22 protein-coding genes and 1 pseudogene are annotated in these 24,585 nt (G+C 67.6%); 17 read left to right on the top strand and 6 right to left on the bottom strand.

Annotated features, from left to right (window positions below; translation table 11 throughout):
- Positions 1-34: 34 nt before the first annotated feature.
- Complete coding sequence (locus AC1G9C_RS16605; protein WP_480408227.1) at positions 35-595, bottom strand: nucleoside deaminase; 561 nt, start codon at positions 593-595, stop codon at positions 35-37.
- Between the two features lie 233 nt (positions 596-828).
- Positions 829-1,716, bottom strand: a complete 888-nt coding sequence (locus tag AC1G9C_RS16600; RefSeq protein WP_480408226.1) for a LysR family transcriptional regulator — start codon at positions 1,714-1,716, stop codon at positions 829-831.
- A gap of 200 nt (positions 1,717-1,916) precedes the next feature.
- On the opposite strand from AC1G9C_RS16600, the gene AC1G9C_RS16595 reads away from it, so the two are divergent.
- The 10 genes and pseudogenes from AC1G9C_RS16595 (at position 1,917) to AC1G9C_RS16550 (ending at position 13,392) form a co-directional block, all read left to right on the top strand.
- A complete protein-coding gene (locus AC1G9C_RS16595) occupies positions 1,917-2,744 on the top strand; it encodes an HTD2 family dehydratase (RefSeq protein ID WP_397496364.1) in 828 nt (275 codons plus the stop codon).
- 50 nt (positions 2,745-2,794) lie between these two features.
- Entirely contained in the window at positions 2,795-3,958 is a 1,164-nt protein-coding gene (locus AC1G9C_RS16590) for an acyl-CoA dehydrogenase family protein (RefSeq protein ID WP_480408225.1), read from the top strand.
- A gap of 10 nt (positions 3,959-3,968) precedes the next feature.
- Positions 3,969-5,321, top strand: a complete 1,353-nt coding sequence (locus tag AC1G9C_RS16585) for an MmgE/PrpD family protein (RefSeq protein WP_480408224.1) — start codon at positions 3,969-3,971, stop codon at positions 5,319-5,321.
- Positions 5,322-5,335: 14 nt separating this feature from the next.
- Positions 5,336-6,538 (top strand): CaiB/BaiF CoA transferase family protein, encoded by a 1,203-nt coding sequence (locus AC1G9C_RS16580; RefSeq protein ID WP_480408223.1) that lies wholly within the window; start codon positions 5,336-5,338, stop codon positions 6,536-6,538.
- Positions 6,535-7,362: an HpcH/HpaI aldolase/citrate lyase family protein gene (locus tag AC1G9C_RS16575; protein WP_397496368.1), complete on the top strand. Its 828-nt coding sequence runs from the start codon at positions 6,535-6,537 to the stop codon at positions 7,360-7,362. The genes AC1G9C_RS16580 and AC1G9C_RS16575 overlap by 4 nt, the downstream gene beginning before the upstream one ends.
- 74 nt (positions 7,363-7,436) lie before the next feature.
- Positions 7,437-8,432, top strand: coding sequence for a TRAP transporter substrate-binding protein (locus AC1G9C_RS16570; RefSeq protein WP_397496369.1), 996 nt, complete (start codon positions 7,437-7,439; stop codon positions 8,430-8,432).
- Between the two features lie 123 nt (positions 8,433-8,555).
- Positions 8,556-10,517: an acetate--CoA ligase gene (gene acs, locus AC1G9C_RS16565; RefSeq protein WP_480408222.1), complete on the top strand. Its 1,962-nt coding sequence runs from the start codon at positions 8,556-8,558 to the stop codon at positions 10,515-10,517.
- Between the two features lie 187 nt (positions 10,518-10,704).
- A pseudogene (locus AC1G9C_RS16560) lies at positions 10,705-11,562 on the top strand (CHASE3 domain-containing protein); the annotation flags it as partial.
- A 39-nt stretch (positions 11,563-11,601) separates the two neighbouring features.
- Positions 11,602-12,465, top strand: a complete 864-nt coding sequence (locus AC1G9C_RS16555) for a methyl-accepting chemotaxis protein (protein WP_480410418.1) — start codon at positions 11,602-11,604, stop codon at positions 12,463-12,465.
- A gap of 147 nt (positions 12,466-12,612) precedes the next feature.
- Entirely contained in the window at positions 12,613-13,392 is a 780-nt protein-coding gene (locus AC1G9C_RS16550; RefSeq protein ID WP_397496371.1) for an EAL domain-containing protein, read from the top strand.
- Positions 13,393-13,459: 67 nt separating this feature from the next.
- Here AC1G9C_RS16550 and AC1G9C_RS16545 read toward each other — a convergent pair whose 3' ends face one another.
- Together AC1G9C_RS16545 and AC1G9C_RS16540 are read right to left on the bottom strand one after the other, a co-directional pair.
- Positions 13,460-14,137, bottom strand: a complete 678-nt coding sequence (locus AC1G9C_RS16545; RefSeq protein ID WP_480408221.1) for a DUF4197 domain-containing protein — start codon at positions 14,135-14,137, stop codon at positions 13,460-13,462.
- Between the two features lie 59 nt (positions 14,138-14,196).
- The gene (locus AC1G9C_RS16540; RefSeq protein WP_480408220.1) at positions 14,197-14,589 is read right to left on the bottom strand and encodes a YbaY family lipoprotein; all 393 of its coding nucleotides are present in this window, start codon (positions 14,587-14,589) and stop codon (positions 14,197-14,199) included.
- Positions 14,590-14,714: 125 nt separating this feature from the next.
- On the opposite strand from AC1G9C_RS16540, the gene AC1G9C_RS16535 reads away from it, so the two are divergent.
- Both AC1G9C_RS16535 and AC1G9C_RS16530 read left to right on the top strand, forming a co-directional pair.
- Positions 14,715-15,116 (top strand): hypothetical protein, encoded by a 402-nt coding sequence (locus AC1G9C_RS16535; protein ID WP_021441952.1) that lies wholly within the window; start codon positions 14,715-14,717, stop codon positions 15,114-15,116.
- A gap of 225 nt (positions 15,117-15,341) precedes the next feature.
- On the top strand, positions 15,342-15,995 hold the full coding sequence (locus AC1G9C_RS16530) for a TIGR04211 family SH3 domain-containing protein (protein WP_480408219.1): 654 nt from the start codon (positions 15,342-15,344) through the stop codon (positions 15,993-15,995).
- Positions 15,996-16,068: 73 nt separating this feature from the next.
- Here AC1G9C_RS16530 and mapR read toward each other — a convergent pair whose 3' ends face one another.
- Positions 16,069-17,481: a GntR family transcriptional regulator MpaR gene (gene mapR / locus AC1G9C_RS16525; RefSeq protein ID WP_480408218.1), complete on the bottom strand. Its 1,413-nt coding sequence runs from the start codon at positions 17,479-17,481 to the stop codon at positions 16,069-16,071.
- A 204-nt stretch (positions 17,482-17,685) separates the two neighbouring features.
- The gene (ccoG, locus tag AC1G9C_RS16520; RefSeq protein ID WP_480408217.1) at positions 17,686-19,098 is read right to left on the bottom strand and encodes a cytochrome c oxidase accessory protein CcoG; all 1,413 of its coding nucleotides are present in this window, start codon (positions 19,096-19,098) and stop codon (positions 17,686-17,688) included.
- Positions 19,099-19,437: 339 nt separating this feature from the next.
- Here ccoG and AC1G9C_RS16515 point away from each other — a divergent pair, with 339 nt between their 5' ends.
- The 5 genes from AC1G9C_RS16515 to AC1G9C_RS16495 all read left to right on the top strand — a co-directional run bounded on the left by AC1G9C_RS16515 (position 19,438) and on the right by AC1G9C_RS16495 (position 24,569).
- Positions 19,438-21,105 carry a nitrite/sulfite reductase gene (locus AC1G9C_RS16515; protein WP_480408216.1) on the top strand — a complete coding sequence of 556 codons (1,668 nt, stop codon included), beginning with the start codon at positions 19,438-19,440 and terminating at the stop codon, positions 21,103-21,105.
- Positions 21,102-21,611: a DUF934 domain-containing protein gene (locus tag AC1G9C_RS16510; RefSeq protein ID WP_397498199.1), complete on the top strand. Its 510-nt coding sequence runs from the start codon at positions 21,102-21,104 to the stop codon at positions 21,609-21,611. Before AC1G9C_RS16515 ends, AC1G9C_RS16510 begins: the two co-directional genes overlap by 4 nt.
- Before the next feature lie 15 nt (positions 21,612-21,626).
- Entirely contained in the window at positions 21,627-21,980 is a 354-nt protein-coding gene (locus AC1G9C_RS16505; RefSeq protein WP_480408215.1) for a CidA/LrgA family protein, read from the top strand.
- Complete coding sequence (locus tag AC1G9C_RS16500; RefSeq protein ID WP_480408214.1) at positions 21,977-22,663, top strand: LrgB family protein; 687 nt, start codon at positions 21,977-21,979, stop codon at positions 22,661-22,663. The genes AC1G9C_RS16505 and AC1G9C_RS16500 overlap by 4 nt, the downstream gene beginning before the upstream one ends.
- A 298-nt stretch (positions 22,664-22,961) precedes the next feature.
- The gene (locus AC1G9C_RS16495; RefSeq protein ID WP_480408213.1) at positions 22,962-24,569 is read left to right on the top strand and encodes a malate:quinone oxidoreductase; all 1,608 of its coding nucleotides are present in this window, start codon (positions 22,962-22,964) and stop codon (positions 24,567-24,569) included.
- Positions 24,570-24,585 lie beyond the last annotated feature (16 nt).

Genomic DNA, 24,585 nt, shown 5'->3' with positions numbered 1-24,585 from the left:
GCGCACCCTACGATGTCGCGACAGCGATACGCGTCTAATCCACCCGGCCGCCGCGCCAGGCCGCGACCACGCGCTCGCGCATGGCCCGGCGGTCCTGCAGGCGATCGATCATCCGTTCCGCCAACTCGATCCAGTAAGGGGCCGCTGCGGCCTGTGCCACGCACAGGCGCGAGGCCAGATTGGCCCAGGCACGCGGCAGGCGCGGCGGGCGTGCGGCGAAACCACCGTCGCGGTCGCGCGCCAGGTAGCGCACGCGGCGGATGCCAGCCAGCAGGATGCGGCCATGGCACATCAGGCAGGGCTCGAGGCTGACGTAGAGGGTCAGGCCGCTGCGGTCGAGCTGCGGGTGCTCGGCTTCGAGCTGATCGAGCACCTGCATCTCGGCATGCGCGGCGCTGGCGTAATGCCCGGCGAACACCTGATTGCGGCCGCTGCACAGCAGTTCACCGGCGTCATCGACCAGCACTGCGCCGACCGCGTAACAGCCTTCTTCCAATGCCAGCAGCGCCTGCTCGCAGCACAGTCTGGCCCAGGTATCGTCGGCACGGGTAACCGCTGGCGCCTGCTGCAGCAGGGCGAGATGCTCTGGCTTCATGGGGCTTTTCCTCGCAATTCGACGGACATTATGGCCGCCCCCAAGGTCGCTGCTGCCCTACGACCTTGGTGCAATAGGCGCCACTGCCCGCTGCGGCGACACTGCGCTCGTCCCGATCATCCTGCGTGATTTGGGTGCAAGCGTTTCCGCATTCCTTTCGAGGAATGCCTTGAATGGGCGGGCGACCTCAGGGTCGCCCTTTTTTTATCCCAGATCCGCTCGCTGATCCGGTTCTAGACGCCCTGATTCAGGCGATCGATCAGCGCCCGCACGCTGCCCGGCAGGGCATCCAGCTCGCGCACCAGCATGCTGCGCTCGCGCACCGCCCAGGCTTCGTCCAGCTGCAGGATGGCCAGTCGCATGGTGCGGCTGTGCCGGCGTGCGGCCGACTCGGGGATGATGCCGATGCCGACGCCGCCCTCGATCATCCGGCAGATCGCCTCGAAGCTCGATACCTGGATACGCAGCGCCAGCGTGCCGCCGAGTCTTTCCACCTGTTCACGCAGGAAGCTCAGCAAGGTGCTGCCCTCGTGCAGGCCGATATGCTGGTAGGCGAGGGTGTCGCCGAGGTTGACCGTCTGCCGCTCGGCCAGCGGGTGGCCCAGCGGCACCGTCAGCACCAGACGGTCGGTGCTGAAGTGCAGCACCTGCAGACCCGGCGCCTGCACGGGGCCGGCGATGATGCCGAGATCCGCCGCGCCATCCAGCACGCCACGCACGATGTCGCGGCTCAGGCGCTCCTGCAGGTCGACGGTGACGCCGGGGCGTTCGGCGAGAAAACCGGCCAGCACCTCGGGGAGGAATTCGGTCACCGCCGTGGTGTTGGCGAAGATGCGGATATGCCCGGCGGCGTCGGTACCGTATTCGGTGAACTCGCTTTTCAGGTAGTCCACCTGGCGCATGATCAGCCGCGCATGCTGCAGCAGGCGCTGGCCGGCCGGGGTCAGCTCGACGCCGCGGCTGTCACGATAGAGCAGGCGGCTGCCGAGCTGGCTTTCCAGCGCCTTGATCCGCGCGCTGGCGGCGGCCGGCGAAAGGAAGGCCTTGCGCGCGCCCTGGGTCAGGCTGGGCGACTCGGCGATATGGATGAATAGGCGCAGGTCGGGCAGATCGAAATGCATGGTGGCCATTTCCTGAGGTCATTCGTAGGAGCCTGCTTGCGGGCGATCACTGGCGATCTGTAAAGCATCGCCCGCAAGCGGGCTCCTACAGGATTGGCGTTAAGCATATCCGAACGCTGGTTTAAATAAATGCGGATTCTCTGAACGCAGGCGGCGTCGCATGCTCCAGCTCACACAAGAACCGAGCTGGAACCTGCCCCATGAGTGACTCTGCTTTCTCTGCCTGGATCGGCCGTAGCGAAGAGGCCCACGATCAACTCAGCCGCAACCTGGTCAAGCGCATTGCCGCCACCCTCGGCGAGGCCACGCCGGCCCATGGCGAGGCGCTGCCGCCGCTGTGGCACTGGGCCTTCTTCCAGGAGCCCATTGCCGAGAGCGGCCTGGGTGAGGACGGCCACCCGGCGCGCGGCGGCTTTCTGCCGCCGGCCGACAACCGCAATCGTATGTGGGCCGGCGGCCGCGTCGAGTTCATCCAGCCGCTGCGCGTCGGTGGCGAAGCCAGCCGGGTGTCGACCATCAAGCACATCGAGGAAAAGCACGGCCGTACCGGCGCGCTGCTGTTCGTCACTGTGCAGCACGACTACCTGCAGGACGGCGAGCTGGCCATCCGCGAGGAGCAGGACATCGTCTACCGCGAGCCGAGCCCGCCCAAGGCCAGCAGTGGCGAGCCGCTGGTGGCCGGCGATTGGCGCGAGGCGGTGACCCCCAGCAGCACCCTGCTGTTTCGTTACAGCGCGGTGACCTTCAACGGCCACCGCATCCACTACGACTGGCCCTATGTCACCGAGACCGAAGGCTACGGCGGCCTGGTGGTGCACGGCCCGCTGATCGCCACGCTCAACCTGCGCGCCTTCTGCCGTGCCAACCCGCAGGCGCGTCTGCGCCGCTTCGCCTACCGCGGCCTGCGCCCGCTTATTTCGCCGCAGCCGTTCGAGGTCGGTGGGCGTATCGGCGCGGCCGGCCAGGCCGAGCTGTGGGCGGGTGACCAGGCCGGCCTGGCGCAGCGCGCGGAAGTGCAATTCGACTGATTTCGTCTGGCCCGAATGTGAAGCGGGCCATGGCTGACCGAGGACCTGAGATGAACCCCAACCACAACGAAGAACTCAACGCCATCCGTGAAGGCGTACGCGCCCTCTGTGCGCAATTCCCTGCCGAGTACTGGCGCAAGATCGACGAGGAGAAGGGCTTTCCCGAGGCCTTCGTCAGCGCCATGACCGAGGCCGGCTGGCTGTCGGCGATGATCCCGGAAGAGTACGGCGGTTCGGGCCTGGGCCTGGCCGAGGCCTCGGTGATCCTCGAGGAGGTCAATCACTGCGGCGGCAACTCCGGCACCATCCACGGGCAGATGTACAACATGTTCACCCTGCTGCGTAACGGCAGCGAGGAGCAGAAGCGCCACTACCTGCCCAAACTCGCCAGCGGCGAACTGCGCCTGCAATCGATGGGCGTGACCGAGCCGACCACCGGCACCGACACCACCAAGATCAAGACCACCGCCGTGCGCCAGGGCGACAAGTACGTGATCAACGGCCAGAAGGTGTGGATCTCGCGCGTGCAGCATTCCGACCTGATGATCCTGCTGGCGCGCACCACGCCGCTGGCCGAGGTGCAGCGCAAGTCCGAAGGCATGTCGATCTTCCTGGTCGACCTGCGTGAAGCCATCGGCAACGGCCTGACCGTGCAGCCGATCGCCAACATGGTCAACCACGAGACCAACGAGTTGTTCTTCGACAACCTGGAGATTCCCGCCAGCAGCCTGATCGGCGAGGAGGGCAAGGGTTTCCGCTATATCCTCGACGGCCTCAACGCCGAGCGCACACTGATCGCCGCCGAGTGCATCGGCGATGGCCGCTGGTTCATCGAGAAGTCCGCGCAGTACGCCCGCGACCGCGTGGTGTTCGGCCGGCCCATCGGCCAGAACCAGGGCGTGCAGTTCCCCATCGCCGAGGCGCATATCGAGATCGAGGCCGCCGACCTGATGCGCTGGCGCGCCTGCGAGGAATACGACGCCGGGCGCAACGCCGGGGCGGCGGCCAACATGGCCAAGTACCTGGCGGCCAAGGCCAGCTGGGAGGCGGCCAACGCCTGCCTGCAGACCCACGGCGGCTTCGGTTTCGCCAACGAATACGACGTCGAGCGCAAGTTCCGCGAAACCCGCCTGTACCAGGTGGCGCCGATCTCCACCAACCTGATCCTGTCGTACGTGGCCGAGCACCTGCTCGAGCTGCCGCGCAGCTTCTGAGGAGCAAGTTATGAGCGCAGATACTCAGAAGCTTGCGGCCTTTCTTGCCGACCTCTCTTACGAGCAGATCCCCGCGCACGTGCTGGATCGCAGCGAAGACCTGTTCCTCGACTGGCTGGGTTCGGCCCTGGCCAGCGAGGGCGCCCGGCCCATTCCGCTGTTCGAGGCCTATGCGCAGCAGATGGGCCCGGCCGATGGCCCGGCGCGCATCCTGGTCAATGGCCGGGGCACCTCGGCGTACTTCGCCGCGCTGGTCAACGGCGCCTCGTCGCACCTGGTGGAGCAGGACGACCTGCACAACAGCTCGGTGCTGCACCCGGCTACCGTGGTGTTCCCGGCCGCCCTGGCGGCGGCGCAGGACCTGGGCAAGTCCGGGCGTGAGCTGCTGCTGGCCTCGGTGGCCGGCTACGAGGCGGGCATCCGCATCGGCGAGTTTCTCGGCCGTTCGCACTACCGCATCTTCCACACCACGGCCACCGTCGGCACCCTGGCCGCCGCGGTGGCGGTCGGCAAGCTGCTGGACTTCGACCAGCAGCAGTTCGTCCATCTGCTCGGCAATGCCGGTACCCAGGCCGCCGGGCTGTGGGAATTCCTGCGCGACGCCGCCGATTCCAAGCAACTGCACACCGCCAAGGCCGCGGCCGATGGCCTGCTGGCGGCCTACTTCACCGAGCAGGGCCTGACCGGCGCGCAGAACATCCTCGAAGGCGAGCAGGGCATGGCCGCCGGCATGTCCCGCGACGCCGACCCAAGCAAGCTGTCGGATCGCCTCGGCCGGCGCTGGGCGCTGGTGGAAACCTCGTTCAAGTTTCACGCCTCCTGCCGCCACACCCATCCGGCGGCTGATGCGTTGCTCGACCTGATGCAGCGCGAAGGTTTGCGCCACCAGCAGATCGAGCGCGTCATCGCCCGCGTGCATCAGGGCGCCATCGATGTGCTCGGCCGCGTGGCCGTGCCGCAGACCGTGCACCAGGCCAAGTTCTCCATGGGCACCGTGCTCGGCCTGATCGCCGTGCATGGCAGCGCGCAACTGACCGAGTTCGAGAAGCTGTCGCTGACCGACGCCGACGTCGCGGCATTTCGCGACAAGGTGCAGATGCGCCTGGACCCAGAGGTGGATGTGGCCTACCCGCAGCGCTGGCTGGGCCGCGTCGAGGTGATCACCACGGATGGCCGCACCCTGCGCGGCGCCATCGACGAGCCCAAGGGCGACCCGGGCAACAGCCTCAGCCGCAGCGAGCTGGAAGACAAGTTCCGCCGCCTGCTGGCCTTCGCCGGCAAACGCAGCAGTGACGAGGCGGGTGTGCTGATCGAGCGGGTCTGGCGCCTGCGCGAGACCGATGACCTGAGCCAGCTGGCCTGACCGAGGACGCGCACATGAACAACGCACAACAACCCCGGCCACTGGATGGCATCACCGTGGTCAGCCTGGAACACGCCATCGCCGCGCCGTTCTGCACCCGTCAGCTCGCCGACCTCGGCGCGCGGGTGATCAAGGTCGAGCGTCCCGGCAGCGGCGACTTCGCCCGCGGCTACGACGAGCGGGTCAGCGGCCTGGCCTCGCACTTCGTCTGGACCAACCGCTCCAAGGAAAGCCTGACCCTCGACCTCAAGCAGGACGACGCCATGCAGGTGTTGGACAGCCTGCTGGCCGGCGCCGACGTGCTGGTGCAGAACCTCGCCCCCGGCGCCGCGGCGCGCATGGGCCTGGCGTTCGAGGCGCTGCACGAGCGCTTTCCCCAGCTGATCGTCTGCGACATCTCCGGCTACGGCGAGGGCGGCCCGTACGAGCAGAAGAAGGCCTACGACCTGCTGATCCAGAGCGAGGGCGGCTTTCTCTCCGTCACCGGCGGGCCGGGCGAGGAGGAGATGGCCAAGGCCGGCTGCTCCATCGCCGATATCGCCGCCGGCATGTACGCCTATACCGGCGTGCTCTCGGCATTGATGCTGCGCGGCAAGACCGGCGTCGGCAGCCGCGTTGACGTGTCGATGCTGGAAAGCCTGGTGGAGTGGATGGGCTACCCGCTGTACTACGCCTACGACGGCGCCACGCCACCGCCGCGCGCCGGCGCCGCGCACTCGACCATCTATCCCTACGGCCCGTTCCCGGCCGGCGACGGCGGCACGGTGATGCTCGGTCTGCAGAACGAGCGCGAGTGGCAGGCGTTCTGCGCCAAGGTGCTGGAGCAGCCGGCGCTGGCCGGTGACGAGCGCTTTTCCGCCAACTTCAAGCGTTCGGCCAACCGCGCCGAGCTGCGCGCCATCATCGTCGACGCCTTCTCCCGCCTGAGCGCGGCGCAGGTGATCGAACGCCTGGAGCAGGCGCAGATCGCCAATGCCCAGGTCAACGACATGGCTGGCGTCTGGGCCCATCCGCAGCTTAAGGCGCGCCAGCGCTGGCGCCAGGTCGACAGCCCCAGCGGCAGCCTGCCGGCCTTGCTGCCGCCGGGGCGCAACAGCGCCTTCGAACCGCGTATGGATGCCGTCCCGGCGCTGGGCCAGCACACCGATGCGCTGCTCGCCGAGCTGGGCTACGCCGCCGGTGATATCCAGCGCCTGCATCAGCGGGGGGCCGTATGAGCCATTCCGTTATCCGCAGCGCCCTGTTCGTGCCGGCGAGCCGCCCGGAGCGCATCCCCAAGGCGCTGGCCGTGGGTGCCGACGCGGTCATCGTCGATCTGGAAGACGCCGTGCAGGAGAGCCTGAAGGTCGAGGCGCGGGCCCATCTCGAAGCCTTCCTCACGGCCAACCCTGAAGCGCGGATGCTGGTGCGGATCAACGCCCCCGAACATGCCGGGCACGGCGCCGATATCGAACTCTGCGGCCGTCATGCCGGTGTCGTCGGCGTGCTGTTGCCCAAGGTGGAAAGTGCCGCCCAGGTCGCACGGGTGGTGGCCTGCGGCAAGCCGGTGTGGCCGATCATCGAGAGTGCGGCGGGGTTGCTGGCGCTGGCGGAAATCGCCCGCGGCGAGGGCGTCGAGCGCCTGTCCTTCGGCGCCCTCGACCTGGGCCTGGATCTCGGGCTCGCCAGCGGCAGCGCCGGTGCCGAACGCATCCTCGACCAGGCCCGTTATGCCTTGCTGCTGCATTCGCGCACGGCAGGCCTGGCCGCGCCGCTCGACAGCGTATTTCCCGCCATCGAGGACCGCGACGGCCTGGCCCGCACCGCGCGCGATGCCCGCGACATGGGCTTCGACGGTTTGCTGTGCATCCACCCGACCCAGGTGGCGATCGTCCACGACGCCTTGCGCCCGACGGACCAGGAGCTGGCCTGGGCCCGTCGCCTGATGGCAGCGGCCAGCAGCGGCGAAGGCGTGTTCGTGGTCGACGGCCAGATGGTCGACGCCCCGGTGCTGGGCCGTGCCCGTCGTCTGCTGCAACGCGCCGGCGAGAGCCCGGCCTGAACACCGGTCGGCGGCGCTGCGTCGCCGGCCCCTTCGTCCCACGTACCGACCTACAACAACAACGAGGTAACGTCATGTTCAAACTCACCGCCAAGGCGCTCGTCTGCGCTGCCATCCTCTCCTGTGCCGGGCTGGTTCAGGCTGCCGAGGAACCCATCCTCATCAAGTTCGCCCATGTGGTGGCGGACAACACGCCCAAGGGCCAGGGCGCGCTGCTGTTCAAACAGCTGGCCGAAGAGCGCCTGCCGGGCCGGGTCAAGGTGGAGGTCTACCCCAATTCCTCGCTGTTCGGCGACGGCAAGGAAATGGAGGCGCTGCTGCTCGGCGACGTGCAGCTGCTGGCGCCGTCCCTGGCCAAGTTCGAGCAGTACGCCAAGCCGGTGCAGATCTTCGACCTGCCGTTTCTGTTCGACGACATGGCCGCGGTCGATCGCTTCCAGGGCGGCCCGGCCGGCCGTGCGCTGCTGACCTCCATGGAGGACAAGAACATCACCGGCCTTGCCTATTGGCATAACGGTCTGAAGATCATGTCCGCCAACAAGCCGCTGCATGAGCCGAAGGATGCCCGCGGTCTGAAGTTCCGCGTGCAGGCATCGGCAGTGCTCGAGGAGCAGTTCAAGGCGGTGCGCGCCAACCCGCGCAAGATGAGCTTCGCCGAGGTCTACCAGGGCCTGCAGACCGGCGTGGTCAATGGCACCGAGAACACCTGGTCGAACTACCAGAGCCAGAAGGTGCACGAGGTGCAGAAGTACATGACCGAGTCCGACCATGGCCTGATCGACTACATGGTGATCACCAACACCCGTTTCTGGAAGGGCCTGCCCGATGACGTGCGCGGCGAGCTGGAGGCGATCATGGCCGAGGTCACCGTCGAGGTGAACCGCCAGGCCGATGCGCTGAACCAGAGCGCCAAGCAGGCCATCGCCGCGGCCGGCACCACCGAGATCATCGAGCTGACCCCGGCGCAGCGCGCGCAGTGGCGCGAGGCCATGCGCCCGGTGTGGAAGAAGTTCGAGGGCGAGATCGGCGCCGAGCTGATCCAGGCTGCCGAGGCGTCGAACCGCCCCTGACACCTGAAAAACTGCCGCAAGACCATGGTCTTAGAGCGGTAAGACCATGGTCGAATGGCCACACGAAGGGTCGGGGGATACAAAAGGCAGCATAAAAAAACAACTCGCCATCGAGGTATATCCATGAGTGCTGCGTCTCTTTATCCCGTGAGCCCGGAAGCGGCCGCCAGGACCCTGACCGACGAGGCCACCTACAAGGCCATGTACCAACAGTCGGTGGTCAACCCCGACGGTTTCTGGCGCGAGCAGGGCAAACGCCTCGACTGGATCAAGCCCTACACCAAGGTCAAGCAGACCTCCTTCGACGATCACCACGTCGACATCAAGTGGTTCGCCGACGGCACCCTCAACGTCTCCTACAACTGCCTGGACCGTCACCTGGAAGAGCGGGGCGATCAGGTGGCGATCATCTGGGAAGGCGACGACCCGGCCGAGCACCAGGAAATCACCTACCGCCAGCTGCACGAGCAGGTGTGCAAGTTCGCCAACGCCCTGCGTGGCCAGGACGTGCACCGCGGCGACGTGGTGACCATCTACATGCCGATGATCCCCGAGGCGGCGGTGGCCATGCTGGCCTGCGCACGCATCGGCGCCATCCACTCGGTGGTGTTCGGCGGCTTCTCGCCGGAGGCCCTGGCCGGGCGCATCATCGACTGTAAGTCGAAGGTGGTGATCACCGCCGACGAAGGCGTGCGCGGCGGCAAGAAGGTGCCGCTGAAAGCCAACGTCGACGACGCGCTGACCAACCCGGAAACCCACAGCGTGCAGAAGGTCATCGTGGCCAAGCGCACCGGCTCGGCGATCAAGTGGAACCAGCACCGCGACATCTGGTACGAAGACCTGATGAAGGTCGCCGGCAGCGTCTGTGCGCCGAAGGAAATGGGCGCCGAGGAGCCGCTGTTCATCCTCTATACCTCCGGCTCCACCGGCAAGCCCAAGGGCGTGCTGCACACCACCGGTGGCTACCTGGTGTATGCCTCGCTGACCCACGAGCGGGTGTTCGACTACCGCCCGGGCGAGGTGTTCTGGTGCACCGCCGACATCGGCTGGGTCACCGGCCACACCTACCTGATCTACGGCCCGCTGGCCAACGGCGCCACCACCCTGATGTTCGAGGGTGTGCCGAACTACCCGGACGTCACCCGCGTGGCTAAGATCATCGACAAGCACAAGGTCAACATCCTCTACACCGCGCCGACCGCGATCCGCGCCATGATGGCCGAGGGCAAGGCCGCCGTGGCCGGCGCCGACGGCTCCAGCCTGCGCCTGCTCGGTTCGGTCGGCGAGCCGATCAACCCCGAGGCCTGGCACTGGTACTACGAGAACGTCGGCCAGAGCCGCTGCCCGATCGTCGATACCTGGTGGCAGACCGAAACCGGCGCCTGCCTGATGACCCCGCTGCCAGGTGCCCACGCGATGAAGCCGGGCTCCGCCGCGCGGCCGTTCTTCGGCGTGCAGCCGGCTCTGGTGGACAACCTGGGCAACATCATCGAAGGGCCGGCCGAAGGCAACCTGGTGATCATCGACTCCTGGCCGGGCCAGGCGCGCACCCTGTACGGCGACCACGACCGCTTCGTCGACACCTACTTCAACACGTTCAAGGGCATGTACTTCACCGGCGACGGCGCGCGCCGCGACGAGGACGGCTACTGGTGGATCACCGGCCGGGTCGACGACGTGCTCAACGTCTCGGGGCACCGCATGGGCACCGCCGAGGTGGAAAGCGCCATGGTCGCCCACCCGAAAGTCGCCGAGGCCGCCGTGGTCGGCGTGCCGCACGACATCAAGGGCCAGGGCATCTACGTCTACGTCACCCTCAACGCCGGCGAGGAGGCCAGCGAGCAGCTGCGTCAGGAGCTGCGCAACTGGGTGCGCAAGGAAATCGGCCCGATCGCCACCCCGGACGTGATCCAGTGGGCACCGGGCCTGCCCAAGACCCGCTCGGGCAAGATCATGCGCCGTATCCTGCGCAAGATCGCCACCGCCGAATACGATGCTCTCGGCGACATCTCCACGCTGGCCGATCCCGGCGTGGTGCAGCACCTCATCGACACGCATCGGCAGATGCAAGCCGCCTGCGCCTGATCGGCTACGGCAACCCGAAAGCCCCGCCCGGCCACAAGCCCGGCGGGGCTTTCGTTTTGGGCGGGGTTGGCCTTCGCCAGCGGCTTTGGCAGGGGGGGGCGAAGGCTTGGTGCTGACTTGCCAGGGGGCGTGATAGATAAGGGCTAAGTTGTACATAGAGAATATCTTGTACAATTATTGTATCGATATGCATAATGGCGCTGTGCCATTTTTGCGCTGGCCATCGCCATGGATGCCGTTTCTGTCGGCGCTCCGAGCATTGCCGAGGGCCGTTAGCCCCGGCGCACTGTCTGCCCCTTGCGACTCAGAGGTCTCCATGTTTGCCAATCTCAGCATTTCCCAGAAGCTGTATGCGGGTTTCGGCGTCGTCCTGCTGATCATCCTGATTCTGGTGTTGTCGACCTGGCGCGGTTTTGCCGAGGTCGACAGCACGGTCAAGCGCAATATCCACACCTACGATGTGCTCAACGCGTCGGCCTCGCTGCTGACCAGCCTGATCAATATCGAGACCGGCATGCGCGGTTTCGCCATCACCGGCGGCGAGCAGTTTCTCGCACCGCTGAACGAGGGCGAGCGCAGCTTTCAGCAACACCTCGCGCAACTGCGCCGTCTGACCGCCGACAACCCCAAGCAGCAGCAGCGCCTGAGCCAGTTGCAGGCCCTGCACGATCAGTGGGCGCGCGAGGATATCCACGGCAACGTCGAGCTACGCCGCCAGGTGGTGGCCGGTGCGCAGTCGATGGAGGCGGTTATCGCGCAGATCAGCGCGGGGCGCGACAAGGCCAAGATGGACGCCATGCGCCAGCTGCTGGCCGATCTGCAGGCCGAGGAGAACGGTCTGCTCGCGCAGCGCAACCTCGCCATGCAGGCGGCCAAGTCGTCGTCGCTGGTAACTCTGCTGAGCGGTGGGCTGATTGCTGCGGTGCTCGCCATCAGCGTCGCCTTCGCCCTGTCGCGCAGCATCGCCGGACGCCTGCAGCCGGTCGTCGACGTGGCGCGCAGCATCGCCGAGGGGCGTCTCGATGCGCGTATCGAGCGCGCCGGCCGCGACGAGATCGGTGTGCTGCTGGACGCCTTCGCCACCATGCAGGAGCGCCTGCGCGAGATGATCGGGCAGATCCGCAGCGGCGCCGAGCAGCTGGTCGGCGCCGCGCAGAACATCTCCAGCGCCGCCAGCCAGTTGTCGGTGTCCACTCAGGAGCAGTCCCACGCGGCGTCCAGCATGGCCGCCACGGTGGAGGAGCTGACCGTCAGCATCAACCATGTCGCTGACAACGCCAACGAGGCCCACAGCCTGTCCAGCGAGTCGGGCCGGCAGTCGTCGGAAGGCGGTACGGTGATCCAGCACACCCTGTCGAGCATGCGGCGCATCGCCGACACCGTGCAGGGCGCGGCCGCGCAGATCGGCGAGCTGGGCCAGCACTCGGACCAGATTTCCTCCATCGTCAACGTGATCAAGGCGATCGCCGACCAGACCAACCTGCTGGCGCTCAACGCGGCCATCGAGGCGGCACGGGCCGGCGAGCAGGGGCGCGGTTTCGCCGTGGTGGCCGACGAGGTACGCCTGCTGGCGCAACGCACGGCCAATTCCACCCAGGAGATCACCGAGATGATCAAGAAGATCCAGAACGGCACGCGCAATGCGGTGGGCAACATGGAGGTCGGCGTGCAGCAGGTCAGCAGCGGAGTGGAGCAGGCCAGCCAGGCCGGCGACGCCATCGTCAGCATCCGCGAAGCTTCGGGGCGCGTGGTCGGCGTGGTCGATCAGATTTCCCTGGCGCTGCGCGAACAGACGGTGGCCAGCCAGGACGTGGCGCGCAACGTCGAGCGCATCGCGCAGATGTCGCAGCAGAACAGCGAGGCGGTGGCGGATACCTCGCGTACTGCCCAGGCCCTTCAGCAGTTGGCGCTGTCTCTGGAAAAACAGGTAGCCTTCTTCCGGCTCTGATGGCGCGGAGCAGGCTATCCTCCGTCTGTCGGTCGCGGCGGTGCGCCATCCGGGCCGAGGCGTTGTGCTTTTGTCAGTTACGAAGTGCCGGGCTTCAGCGACGGGCCCGCGCCAACAGTGGTCTTCGCCCCTGACCAGGATGCTCCCATGAACAGTGACAGCCAGAGTTTCTTCCCCCAACCCTTTCGCCCGCTCGGCTGCGCCGAGTGCCGCAACCCCGAGGCGCTGGGGTTCGACTTCACCATGGCCTTTCAGCTGATTCTGGATGTCGAGGAGCGGCGCCCCTTCGCCTATGAGGCGCTGGTGCGCGGCGTCAACGGCGAGTCGGCGGGGGAGATTCTCGGGCGGGTCAACGATGGCAACCGCTATCGCTTCGACCAGGCCTGCCGGGTCAAGGCCATCGAGCAGGCGGCTCGTCTCGGCCTGCACGAAATCCCCGATTGCCTGCTCAGCATCAACTTCCTGCCCAATGCGGTGTACCGCGCCGAGACCTGCATCCGCGCGACGCTGGAGGCGGCCAGGCGTTTCGAATTCCCCCGCGAGCGGCTGATGTTCGAGGTCACCGAGGGCGAGCAGATCCACGATGCCGAGCACCTCAAGCGGATCTTCGCCGAATACGGCCGGCAGGGCTTCACCACCGCCATCGACGACTTCGGCGCCGGCTACTCCGGGCTCAACCTGCTGGCCACCTTCCAGCCGCACGTGCTCAAGCTGGACATGGTGCTGACCCGTGGCATCGACCAGGACCCGGTGCGCCAGGCGATAGTCGCCGGCATCGTCCTGGTGGCGCGGCGGCTGGGCATCCGCATCATCGCCGAAGGCATCGAAAGCGCCGGCGAGCGCGACGCGCTGATCGAACTGGGCATCCGCTACATGCAGGGCTACCTGTTTGCCCGGCCGCAGCTCGGCGCGCTCAGCCGGCCCTGAGCTGGGCACCAGGTAAAACGCCCCGCCGGCCGGGGGCCGAGCGGGGCGTTGTCGCGGCAGGCGGCGATCAGAGCGCGCCGAATACCTTCTTCGCCAGGCTGGTGGCGGCGCCGGCCGGGTTCTGGCGGATGTTCGCTTCCTGCACGGCAATCATCTCGAACAGGCCGTTGAGCGCCTGCTCGGTGACGTAACCTTCCACCGTGCTGCTCTTGGCGTCGACCACGCCGAAGGCCGCGGCCTGGCCAGCGAAGGCGTTGTACTGCTGGGCCAGACCGACCTGGTCGGTGGCCTGCTTGACGATGGGCAGGAACTTGGCGCGGATCTGCTCGCGACTGCTCTGGTTCAGGTACTGAGTGGCGGAGTCTGCGGGGCCGGCGAGAATCGCCTTGGCATCGGTCAGGGTCATCTTCTTCACGGCGTCTACCAGCAGCGCCTGGGCCTGCGGCACGGCGGCTTCGGCGGCCTTGTTCATGCTCGCCTCCAGCTGCTCGACCTGGGCGCCCATGCCCATCATCTTCATGGTCTTGGCGGCCTTGCCGAGGTGGCCCGGCAGCTCGATGCGCACATCCGGGTTGTCGCTGAAGCCGCCGGGCGTGCCGAGCTGCTTGACCGCCACCTGGGCACCCTGGGTCAACGCGTCCTTGAGGCCGCCGCTGGCGTCCTGCTGGCTCAGGTCGGAGAGGGACAGGGCGAAGGCGCTGGCCGAGAGCAGCAGGGCGGCGGCGACTGTGGTGAGGCGAAGCATGGTGGTCTTCCTTGTGCGGGTGAGAGTGGGGCCAGCTTAACGGCTGCTGCAGGGCCTGCTCAATGCAGGGCGTCGACGCGGATGCGCAGCGGCTGCGGGTCGCTGCCGTCGAGCGCGACGCCGTGCTGTTCGGTGGTGATGAACAGCAGCCGACCGTCCGCCTCGATGCGCGCGCTGACCGCGTAGCGATGGCCGGGCTGCAGCTGCGTCGGGTCGTAGGCGAGGCTGAAGGGTAGCGGTACCTGGCCGGCCACCGGCCCGGCCTGACGGGCCAGCACCTTGGCCGGTGCGTCGGCTAGCGACACGTCGAGCAGGCTGACCTCCAGGGTGGCCTGCGGCGGCAGGGCGCTGCGCTGCAGGTAGAAGACTTCGCCGCTGAGGCGGTGCATCTCGGCGCTGCTGCTGCAGGCGGCGAGCAGGGCGCTGCAGAGCAGCAGGGATAGGCGTTGCATGGTGGCTCCTTGGTTGATCAGGGCTGTCAGACCCCGGCGACGGCGAGAGGTTGCCTGGCCCGGCCATCGCCCTGCACGACGCGGCAGTGGGCAACGGCATTCGCGGCTGGCTATGATCCTAGCCCATGACTTCCCTGCCACCGCTTCGTCATCCCTGCCCAGCGGGCGTCTGCGACTGTCGGCGCGAACAGTTGCTGGACGCGCCGGGCGCCGACACGCGCATCCTGCTGCTCACCCGTCAGGAGGAGCAGCGCCTGCTCGAGCGCCTGGAAAATCTGCAGAGTCTGGAGGAGCTCGAGCGCTTGCAGCAGCGCATGTTCGAGCAGCTCGGCATTGGCCTGCATATCGCCCCCGGCCATGGCGAGGTGCGCAGCATGCGCGGCATCGGCTTTCGCTTCGACGAGCAGCCGGGCCTGTGCCGCAAGACCCGCCAGGCGATCCCGGCGGCGATCCGCCGCGCCCTGGAGAAGCGTCCGGAGATCGCCTGGCGCCTGCTCGATGCGCACGATCTGTTTCGCGACAGCTGAGGCCACCCGTCTCGCCTCCAGGCGCGCGAGTGAACTCACGGCGCTCGCCCCGGTCTTTCTCCTGTCGGCCCGCCGGGGCGGCGTGGGTGGCCATTGGCCGGCTGGCTGAAGGCCTCCTCAGCGCGGCCCCGGTGCCTCCGCTGCAGCCCATGGCGCTGCCTGTGGCCGACCTCGCACCGCGCCCGCCCGGCGGGCTTCGTTTTCGTCGCCACGTGAAGATCGCCCATGCCCTTATTCCGTCATTTCCCCGTTATTCCGACTCGACCCTTCGCCGCCTGCCTGTTCGGCGGTGTGCTGGCGCTCGCCCCTGCGGCACAGGCCGAGGAGGCCGGCAATGCGCGCTGGGTCAGCGACAGCCTGAACACCTACGTGCGCAGCGGGCCGACCGACGGTTACCGCATCGTCGGCACGCTGAGTTCCGGGCAGAAGGTCGAGCTGCTGCGCAGCCAGGGCGATTACAGCCAGGTGCGTGCGGAGAACGGCAACGCCGTGTGGATTCCCAGCCGCGACCTGCAGGCCGTGCCCGGCCAGGCCGAGCGCCTGCCGCAGCTGGAGCAGCAGGTGGCCGAGTTGTCCGCTGAGCTGAAAGGCATCGACGACGCCTGGAAGGCCCGCGTGCAGGGCATGCAGGAGACCCTGGACTCGCGCAAGCAACTGATCGACGAGCTGCAGGCGGCCCGCAGCGCGCTGGACAGCGAGCTGACCACGGCCCGCGCCGAGTTGCGCGATGCCCAGGCGCAGCTGGGCGAGGAGCAGCAGCAGGTGCTGATGCGCTACATGGTCTACGGCGGCGGCATCGCCGGCGCCGGGCTGCTGCTCGGGCTGATCCTGCCGACCATGCTGCGGGTCAAGCGCAAGCGCAACGATCAGTGGTTCTGAGCCCGGCTCAAGTGCCGGGCGATTGCCCGGAGCGCTCCCGGATTGCATCCGGGCTACGGAACATGGTCGCTTGTTAGAGCAACCCCGCTACCAGTCGGCCGAGCACCTCCATGGCCTGTTCGCTGCGCGCGTCCCAGGGGTGGCCGTGGTTCAGGCGGGCGCAGTGACGAAAGCCCTGGCTGGCGGAGAAGATCGGTCCCGGCGCCAGGCTGATGCCCTGGGCCAGCGCCAGGCGCAGCAGTTGCAGGGAGTCCAGCCGTTCGGGGAATTCGAACCAGAGAAAATAACCGCCGGCCGGCCGCGTCACCCGCGTGCTGGCGGGAAAATACCGGGCGGCGGAGGCGAGCATGGCGCCCTGCTGCATTTCCAGGGCGTGGCGCAGCTTGCGCAGGTGGCGGTCGTAGCCGCCGTGCTGCAGGTAGTCGGCAATGGCCGCCTGGGCCGGCACCGAGGGCGAGATGGTGGTCATCAGCTTGAGCCGGGCGATCTGCTCGGCGTAGCGCCCGCCGGCCACCCAGCCGACCCGGTAGCCGGGTGCCAGGCTCTTGGAGAAGGAGCCACAGTGCATCACCAGGCCTTCGCGGTCGAAGCTCTTCACCGGCTTGGGCGGCTGGCTGGCGAAGTACAGCTCGGCGTAGACGTCGTCCTCGATCAGCGGCACCTGGTGGCGCACCAGCAGCTCGTACAGCGCCTGTTTCTTCGCCTCGCTCATGCTCGCGCCGAGCGGGTTCTGCAGGCTGCTCATGAACCAGCAGGCCTTGATCGGCAGGCGCTGCAGGCTGTCGGCCAGCGCCGCCAGGTCGATGCCTTCGCGCGGGTGCACGGGAATTTCCACCGCCTTGAGCTTGAGCCGCTCCAGCACCTGCAGGCAGGCGTAGAAGGCCGGCGACTCGATGGCCACCAGGTCGCCCGGCTGGGTGACGCACTGCAGGCAGAGGTTGAGCGCCTCCATGGCGCCGTTGCTGATCACCAGCTCCTCCATCGGCAGCATCACCCCGCTGACCATGTAGCGCAGGGCGATCTGCCGACGCAGGTCGGGGTTGCCGGCGGTCATGTCGGCGATCACCGCGTGCGGCGACAGCTCGCGCAGGGCGTGTGCCATGCTGCGCGCCAGGCGCGGCAGGGGGAACAGGTCGGGGCTGGGGAAGGCCGAACCGAAGGGCACGGTGTCAGGGTCTTTCAGCGAGGCGAGCACGGAGAACACCAGTTCGCTGACGTCCACCTCGGTGGTCTGCGCGGCGCGTACGGCCGCTTCCGGCTCGTGCAGCGGGCGCTGCGCGTGCTCGCGGACGAAGTAGCCGGAGCGGGCGCGGGCCTGGATCAGGCCGCGATCCTCCAGCAGGTAGTAGGCCTGGAACACGGTGGACGGGCTGACCCCGTAGGTGCGGCTGGCGTGGCGCACCGAGGGCACCTTCTCGCCTGGGGCGAGCACGCCGCTGCGGATCAGCTCGGCGATCTCGTCGGCGAATTTCTCGTAGCGTTTCATCCTGTCCTGGTTCACCGGTGCAAGGGGTACGGGCGAACACTTTACGGGGTGAACGGCGGACATGGCAGGGCCTCGTGAGTCGTTCGGGCGGGACCGTCGGGCGTGCTGGGCGAATCGCGGATCAAACCGCGCCTACAGGGTAGGTGTAGCCCGGGTGCCATCCGCGCAGCGGACGGCCCCGGATGGCATCCGGGCTAGAAGGTTTCAGCGCAGCGGGGCGAGGAAGGTGCTGCGGGTGGCGACGCGGCTGTCCGGCTCGGCTTGGTCGGTCACCTCGAATTGCAGGTGCTGCGGGCCGGCGCCATTGCGCGTGGCGGTCAGGGCGACGCTGACCGGCAGGTCGCGGATCTCGCCGGGGGCCAGATGCAGCGTGCTCGGCCCATGCAGCTCGAAGTCGCCCGGTTCGACCAGGGCGATGCTGTAGCTGCGCGCCTGCTGGGTCTTGTTGATGATCTTCAGGCTGTAGATGTTCTCGATCTGGCCCAGGGCGTTCTCGCGGTACAGGCCGCGGTCGCGGGTCACGTCCAGCGACAGCAGCGGGCGCTCGGCCAGGGCCCAGGCGAAGGCGCCGATCATCAGCGCCAGCATCGCCGCATGGCCGACCAGGTTGGGCCTCAGCCAGCGGGTCTTGCCGCCGGCCAGCTCGCGCTCGGAGCCGTAACGCACCAGGCCGCGAGCATAGCCGAGCTTGTCCATCACGCTGTCGCAGGCGTCGATGCAGGCGCCGCAGCCGATGCAGTCCAGTTGCAGGCCGTCGCGGATGTCGATGCCGGTGGGGCAGACCTGTACGCACATGGTGCAGTCGATGCAGTCGCCCAGACCTTCGGTCTTGTAGTCGGCGTCCTTGCGGCGCGGCCCGCGGTTCTCGCCGCGGGCGGCGTCGTAGGAGACGATCAGCGTGTCGCGGTCGAACATCACGCTCTGAAAGCGCGAGTAGGGGCACATGTCGCGGCACACCTTCTCGCGCAGCCAGCCGGCGTTGATATAGGTGGCGGCGGTGAAGAACAGCACCCAGAAGGCCGTGGTGGCGCCGACCTCGAGGGTCGCCAGGTCCAGGGTCAGCTGGCGAATCGGGGTGAAGTAGCCGACGAAGGCCAGCGCGGTGACCAGGCTCACCGCCAGCCACAGGCCGTGCTTGGCGCCGCGACGCAGGACCTTGTGCAGCGACCAGGGTGCGGCGTCGAGCTTGATGCGCTGGCCGCGGTCGCCTTCGGTGAGCTGCTCCACGCGCATGAAGATCCAGGTCCACACGCTCTGTGGGCAGGCGTAGCCGCACCAGACGCGTCCGGCCAGCACGGTGATGAAGAACAGGCCGAAGGCGGCGATGATCAGGATGGCCGAGAGCAGGATGAAATCCTGCGGCCAGTAGGTGGCGCCGAAGATATGGAACTGACGCGCTCCCAGATCCCAGAGCACGGCCTGGCGGTCGTTCCAGTCGATCCAGGCGGTGCCGAAGAACAGCAGGAACAGCAGGCCGGCGCCGAGCAGGCGCAGGTTGCGAAAGCGCCCGGTGAAGCTGCGGGTGTGGATCGGCCCACCGGCCTGGGCCGGCGTCAGGCGGATGGGTTTGGCAGGGTCGATGCTCTCGACGGCCCGCACGGGGATCAGCTCGGTCATGGCGTTGCCCTCATCAGGCGTTAATCAGGCTGGCGCCATGATCCGAGGCGAACTGTTTGCGAAACAGTCTCAGGTTTTCGTAAAAAAAGCGGATCAGATGCGGCCGGTGGGCGCCGGGAAAACTGCCTGACAGGTCTCCAGGCCACGCCATCTCTGGCTGCTGTGGATTTCAGCCTGAGCGCTACAGGCATCGGCCTGCGACATCGCGCCGCGCCAATCTCCGGTAAGCCACAGCCTTCTTTCGCTTATCTGATCTGGTTTTTTTAGGCTTTTCTGGCGCTGTTTTCGAAACACGCCCGGCAGGCATAGTCGACGCCCGTGATCAGGAGGCCTGCCGGCATGTACCAATACGACGATTTTGACCGTGCGCTGGTGCGCGAGCGCGTCGCCCAGTTCCGCGACCAGGTACAGCGGCGCCTGGAAGGCGAGCTGAGCGAAGAGGAGTTCCTGCCGCTGCGCCTGCAGAACGGCCTGTACCTGCAGAAGCATGCCTACATGCTGCGGGTGGCGATCCCCTACGGCACCCTGTCGGCCAGCCAGATGCGCGCGCTGGCGCATATCGCCCGCGCGTACGACCGGGGCTATGGCCACTTCACCACGCGGCAGAACATCCAGTTCAACTGGATCGAGCTCGAGCGCGTGGCGGACATCCTCGACTGGCTGGCCGAGCACGACATGCATGCCATCCAGACCTCCGGCAACTGCGTGCGCAACATCACCACCGAAGCCTTCGCCGGCGTTGCCGCCGACGAGTACCTCGACCCGCGTCCGCTGGCCGAGATCCTCCGCCAGTGGTCGACGGTCAACCCGGAATTCCTGTTCCTGCCGCGCAAGTTCAAGATCGCCCTGTGCGCCGCCGCCGAGGATCGCGCGGCGATCCAGGTGCACGATATCGGCCTGCAGCTGCATCGCGACGAGGCCGGCGCGTTGCGCCTGCGGGTGCTGGTCGGCGGTGGCCTGGGGCGCACGCCGATCATCGCCCAGCCCCTGCGCGAGGGGCTGCACTGGCAGGACTGCCTGTCCTACGTCGAGGCCATCCTGCGCGTGTACAACCGCCACGGCCGGCGCGACAACAAGTACAAGGCGCGGATCAAAATCCTGGTCAAGGCGCTCGGCATCGAGGCCTTCGCCGCCGAGGTGGAGCGCGAGTGGCAGTCGATCAAGGACGGCCCGGCGCGGCTCACCGATGAGGAATACCGGCGCGTCGCCGCCTCCTTCCACAAGCCGGCCTATGCCGAGCTGGCCGATGCCGATATCGACTTCGGCACCCAGCTGGCGCGCGACGCGGACTTCGCCCGCTGGGTGTCGCGCAACGTCATGGCGCATCAGGTGCCCGGTTACGCTAGCGTGGTGCTGTCGACCAAACCCGGCATCAGCGCGCCGCCCGGCGACGTCAGCGCCGAGCAGATGGAGGCGCTGGCCGACTGGAGCGAGCGCTACGGTTTCGGCGAGATTCGCGTGGCCCACGAACAGAACCTGGTGCTGCCCGACGTGCGCAAGCGCGACCTCCATGCGCTATGGACCGAAGCCCGGGCGGCCGGGCTGGGCACGGCCAACGCCGGCCTGCTCACCGACATCATCGCCTGCCCGGGCGGTGACTTCTGCTCGCTGGCCAACGCCAAGTCGATCCCCATCGCCCAGGCCATCCAGCAGCGCTTCGACGACCTCGACTACCTGCACGACCTGGGCGATATCAGCCTGAACATCTCCGGCTGCATGAACGCCTGCGGCCACCACCATATCGGCAACGTCGGCATCCTCGGCGTCGACAAGAACGGCAGCGAGTGGTACCAGCTCACCCTCGGCGGCAGCCAGGGCTGGCAGGCGGCGCTGGGCAAGGTGATCGGCCCGGCGTTCGCCGCCGAGCAGGTGCCCGAGGTGATCGAGCGCATCGTGCAGACCTACGTCGACTACCGCGAGCTGAACGAAGGTTTTCTCGACACCTTCCAGCGCATCGGCCTGGAGCCGTTCAAGGAGCGCGTCTACGCCCGGGAGGCGGTGGCATGAACAATCTGATCCGCCTGGTCGAGGGCCAGGCCCGCATCGTCACCGACGACCCCTGGCAACTGCATGACGCCGACAGCGCTGGCGCGGCGCCGCAGATCCTGCCGCTGGCCGCCTGGCGCGAACGGCAGTCGGCCGAAGTGCTGCAGGGCAGGGCGGCGAGCGCCGACGGCCTGCTGTTGCAGGTGGATGACGAGCCGGAAGCGCTGCAGCCGTTTCTCGCCAGCCTGCCGCTGATCGCCATCGACTTCCCCAGCTTCCGCGACGGCCGCGGCTACAGCCAGGCCTACCTGCTGCGCACCCGTCTGGGCTGGCGCGGCGAACTGCGCGCGGTGGGCGATGTGCTGCGTGACCAGCTGGCGCATATGCGCCAGTGCGGTTTCGATGCCTTCGCCGTGCGCGCCGACAAGTCGCTGGAGGATGCTCTCAAGGGCCTGGCCGGGCTCAGTGTGTTGTATGGTCGTTCGGCCATCGAGCCGCGTCCGCTGTTTCGCCGGGGGCGCAATTAAGGAGGAGTCGAGATCATGATGTTGCGAGGCCTGTTCTGGCTGGTGTTGCTGCAGTTGTTGGGTGTGACCCTGAACCAGTGGCTGCTGCCCATGCTGCCGGGCTCGATCATCGGCCTGCTACTGCTGTCGGCCTGGCTGATGTGGCGCGGCGCGGTGCCCGAGCCGCTGCAGCAGGCGGCGAATGGCCTGTTGCCCTACCTGCCGTTGCTGCTGGCGGTGCCGGCCGCCGGGATCATGACCAGCAGCGAGCTGCTGCTGGCTGAGCTGCCGGTGATCGCCACGGCCCTGGTGCTGTCACTGCTGGTCACCGTGCCGTTCTGCGGCTGGCTGCTGCAGACCCTGATCCGCCGCCAGGAGCGTCAGCGATGAATGCCCTGGCCGCGCATCCGCTGTTCGCCATCGGCCTGACCCTGGCGGCCTTTCTGATCGCCGCCTGGCTGTATCGGCGCAGCGGCTGGCTGCTGCTGCAGCCGGTGCTGGTGTCGGTGACGCTGATCGTCGCCACCCTGCTGCTGTGCGGGGTGGATTACGCCACCTACCGCGCCGGCGCCGAGCCCATCGCCTGGCTGCTCGGCCCGGCCACCCTGGCCCTGGCGGTGCCGCTGCAGCACAACATCAAGCGCATCCGCCAGCTGTTCTGGCCGATCATGCTCACCCTGCTGGCCGGCGGCGTGCTGTCGGTGACGCTGACCCTGGCCATCGGCTGGGCGCTGGGCGCCGACTGGGTGGTGCTGATGAGCCTGGCGCCGAAATCGGTAACCATGCCGATCGCCATGCCGGTGGCCGAACAGATCGGCGGCATCGCCTCGCTGGCGGCGGTGCTGGTGATGCTCACCGGGGTGATCGGCACCGCGCTCGGCCCCTGGCTGCTGCGCTGGGCCAGGGTCGAGCACCCGGCTGCCCGAGGCCTCAGCTACGGCATCAATGCCCATGCCATCGGCACCGCCCATGCCCTGCAGGAAGGCGAGGAGTGCGGCGCCTTCGCCGCCCTGGCCATGAGCCTGCTGGGGATCGCCACGGCGCTGCTGTTGCCCCTGCTGCTGTCCACCTGAAGCGCGGGGCGGAATTCCGCCACCGGCGCCGCGCGGGTCCGCCGCCTTTGGCGAGAACTCGCCACCGTATCGTGCCTCCCGGCGCGCGGCGAGGCCCGATCCAGCGCTGAATCCTTTCAGCGGCACGCATATTGCTCCTGCCGGCGGCACGAGCGGAATACGCCCGCCAAGAGGCCTGGAACACCCTTCCTCCCGCCGCGCCGCCGATCGGCGGCCATTGCCCATGGGCGGCCCATACGGCTGCCATCCGAAACCTTGCCTGCACGGCGCGCCGTCGTGCACACCACTGGACTGTGCCATGAAGAAAATCCTGCTGACGCTGCTCTTTCTCAGCGTGATCGGTTGCTCCAAGCCCCGCGAGCCCGAGAAAACCGTCGATGTCCTGCTGATCGGCGCCGGCGTGATGAGCGCCACCCTAGGCACCTACCTCAACGAGCTGGAGCCGGACTGGAGCATCGATATCTACGAGCGCCTCGACCGCGTCGCCGGCGAGAGCTCCAACGCCTGGAACAACGCCGGCACCGGCCACTCGGCGTTCTGCGAACTGAACTACACCCCGGAAACCGCCGACGGCGGCATCGACATCGGCAAGGCGGTGGCGATCAACGAATCCTTCGAGATCTCCAAGCAGTTCTGGGCCTACCAGGTCGAGCGCGAGGTGCTGAGCAAGCCCAAGAGCTTCATCAACAACACCCCGCACATGAGCTTCGTCTGGGGCGAGGACAACATCGAATACCTGCGCAAGCGCCATGCCGCGCTCGAGCACAGCAACCTGTTCCGCGGCATGGAGTTCAGCGAGGATCACGCGCAGATCGCCCAGTGGGCGCCGCTGGTCATGCAGGGCCGTGACCAGGGCCAACCCGTCGCCGCCACCCGCATGGCGATCGGCACCGACGTCAACTTCGGCGAGATCACCCGCCAGCTGATCGACTCGCTGATCGCCAAGGACCAGGCGCGCCTGCACCTGGAACACGAGGTGCGCGACCTGCGGCGCAACGCTGACGGCAGCTGGACCGTGGTGGTCGCCGACCTGGCCAACGATGGCGCCGAGAGCAGCGTCAAGGCGCGCTTCGTATTCATCGGCGCCGGCGGCGGCGCGCTCAAGCTGCTGCAGCAATCCGGCATCGAAGAGGCCAAGGGCTACGCCGGCTTCCCGGTCGGCGGCCAGTTCCTGATGACGCGCAACCCCGAGATCGTCGCCCAGCACAAGGCCAAGGTGTACGGCAAGGCCTCGGTCGGCTCGCCGCCGATGTCCGTGCCGCACCTGGACACCCGCGTGATCGGCGACGAGACCGTGCTGCTGTTCGGCCCCTTCGCCACCTTCTCCACCAAGTTTCTTAAACATGGCTCGCTGCTCGACCTGTTCGGCAGCATGACCAGCGACAACTTCCTGCCGCTGGCCAATGCCGGCATGGACAACATCCCGCTGAGCACCTACCTGATCGGCCAGCTGATGCTCAGCCAGGAAGACCGCATGGCCTCGCTGCGCGAATACTTCCCGGAGGCCAAGAGCGAGGACTGGGAGCTGATCCAGGCCGGCCAGCGCGTGCAGATCATCAAGAAGGATGCCGAGAAGGGCGGCGTGCTGCAGTTCGGCACCGAAGTGGTGACCTCCGCCGACGGCAGCATCAGCGCACTGCTGGGCGCCTCGCCGGGTGCCTCCACCGCTGCGCCGATCATGCTGCAGCTGATCGAGAAGGCCTTCGCCGAGCAGGTCGCCAGCCCCGAGTGGCAGGCGCGCCTGAAGCAGATCATCCCCTCCTACGGGCAGAAGCTGAACGACGACCTGGCGCTGACCAACCGCGTGCGCCAATGGAGTAGCGAGCGCCTCGAGCTGCAGCACATCGAAGTGGCGCCCGACGTGCAAGTGGCCGCCGAGCCGAAGCCGGCGGCGGTGACCCTGTAAGGTCTTTCATGCGGTA

The sequence above is a fragment of the Pseudomonas sp. ABa2 genome (genome assembly GCF_056676075.1).
This window is presented reverse-complemented; position numbering and strand designations above follow the sequence as displayed.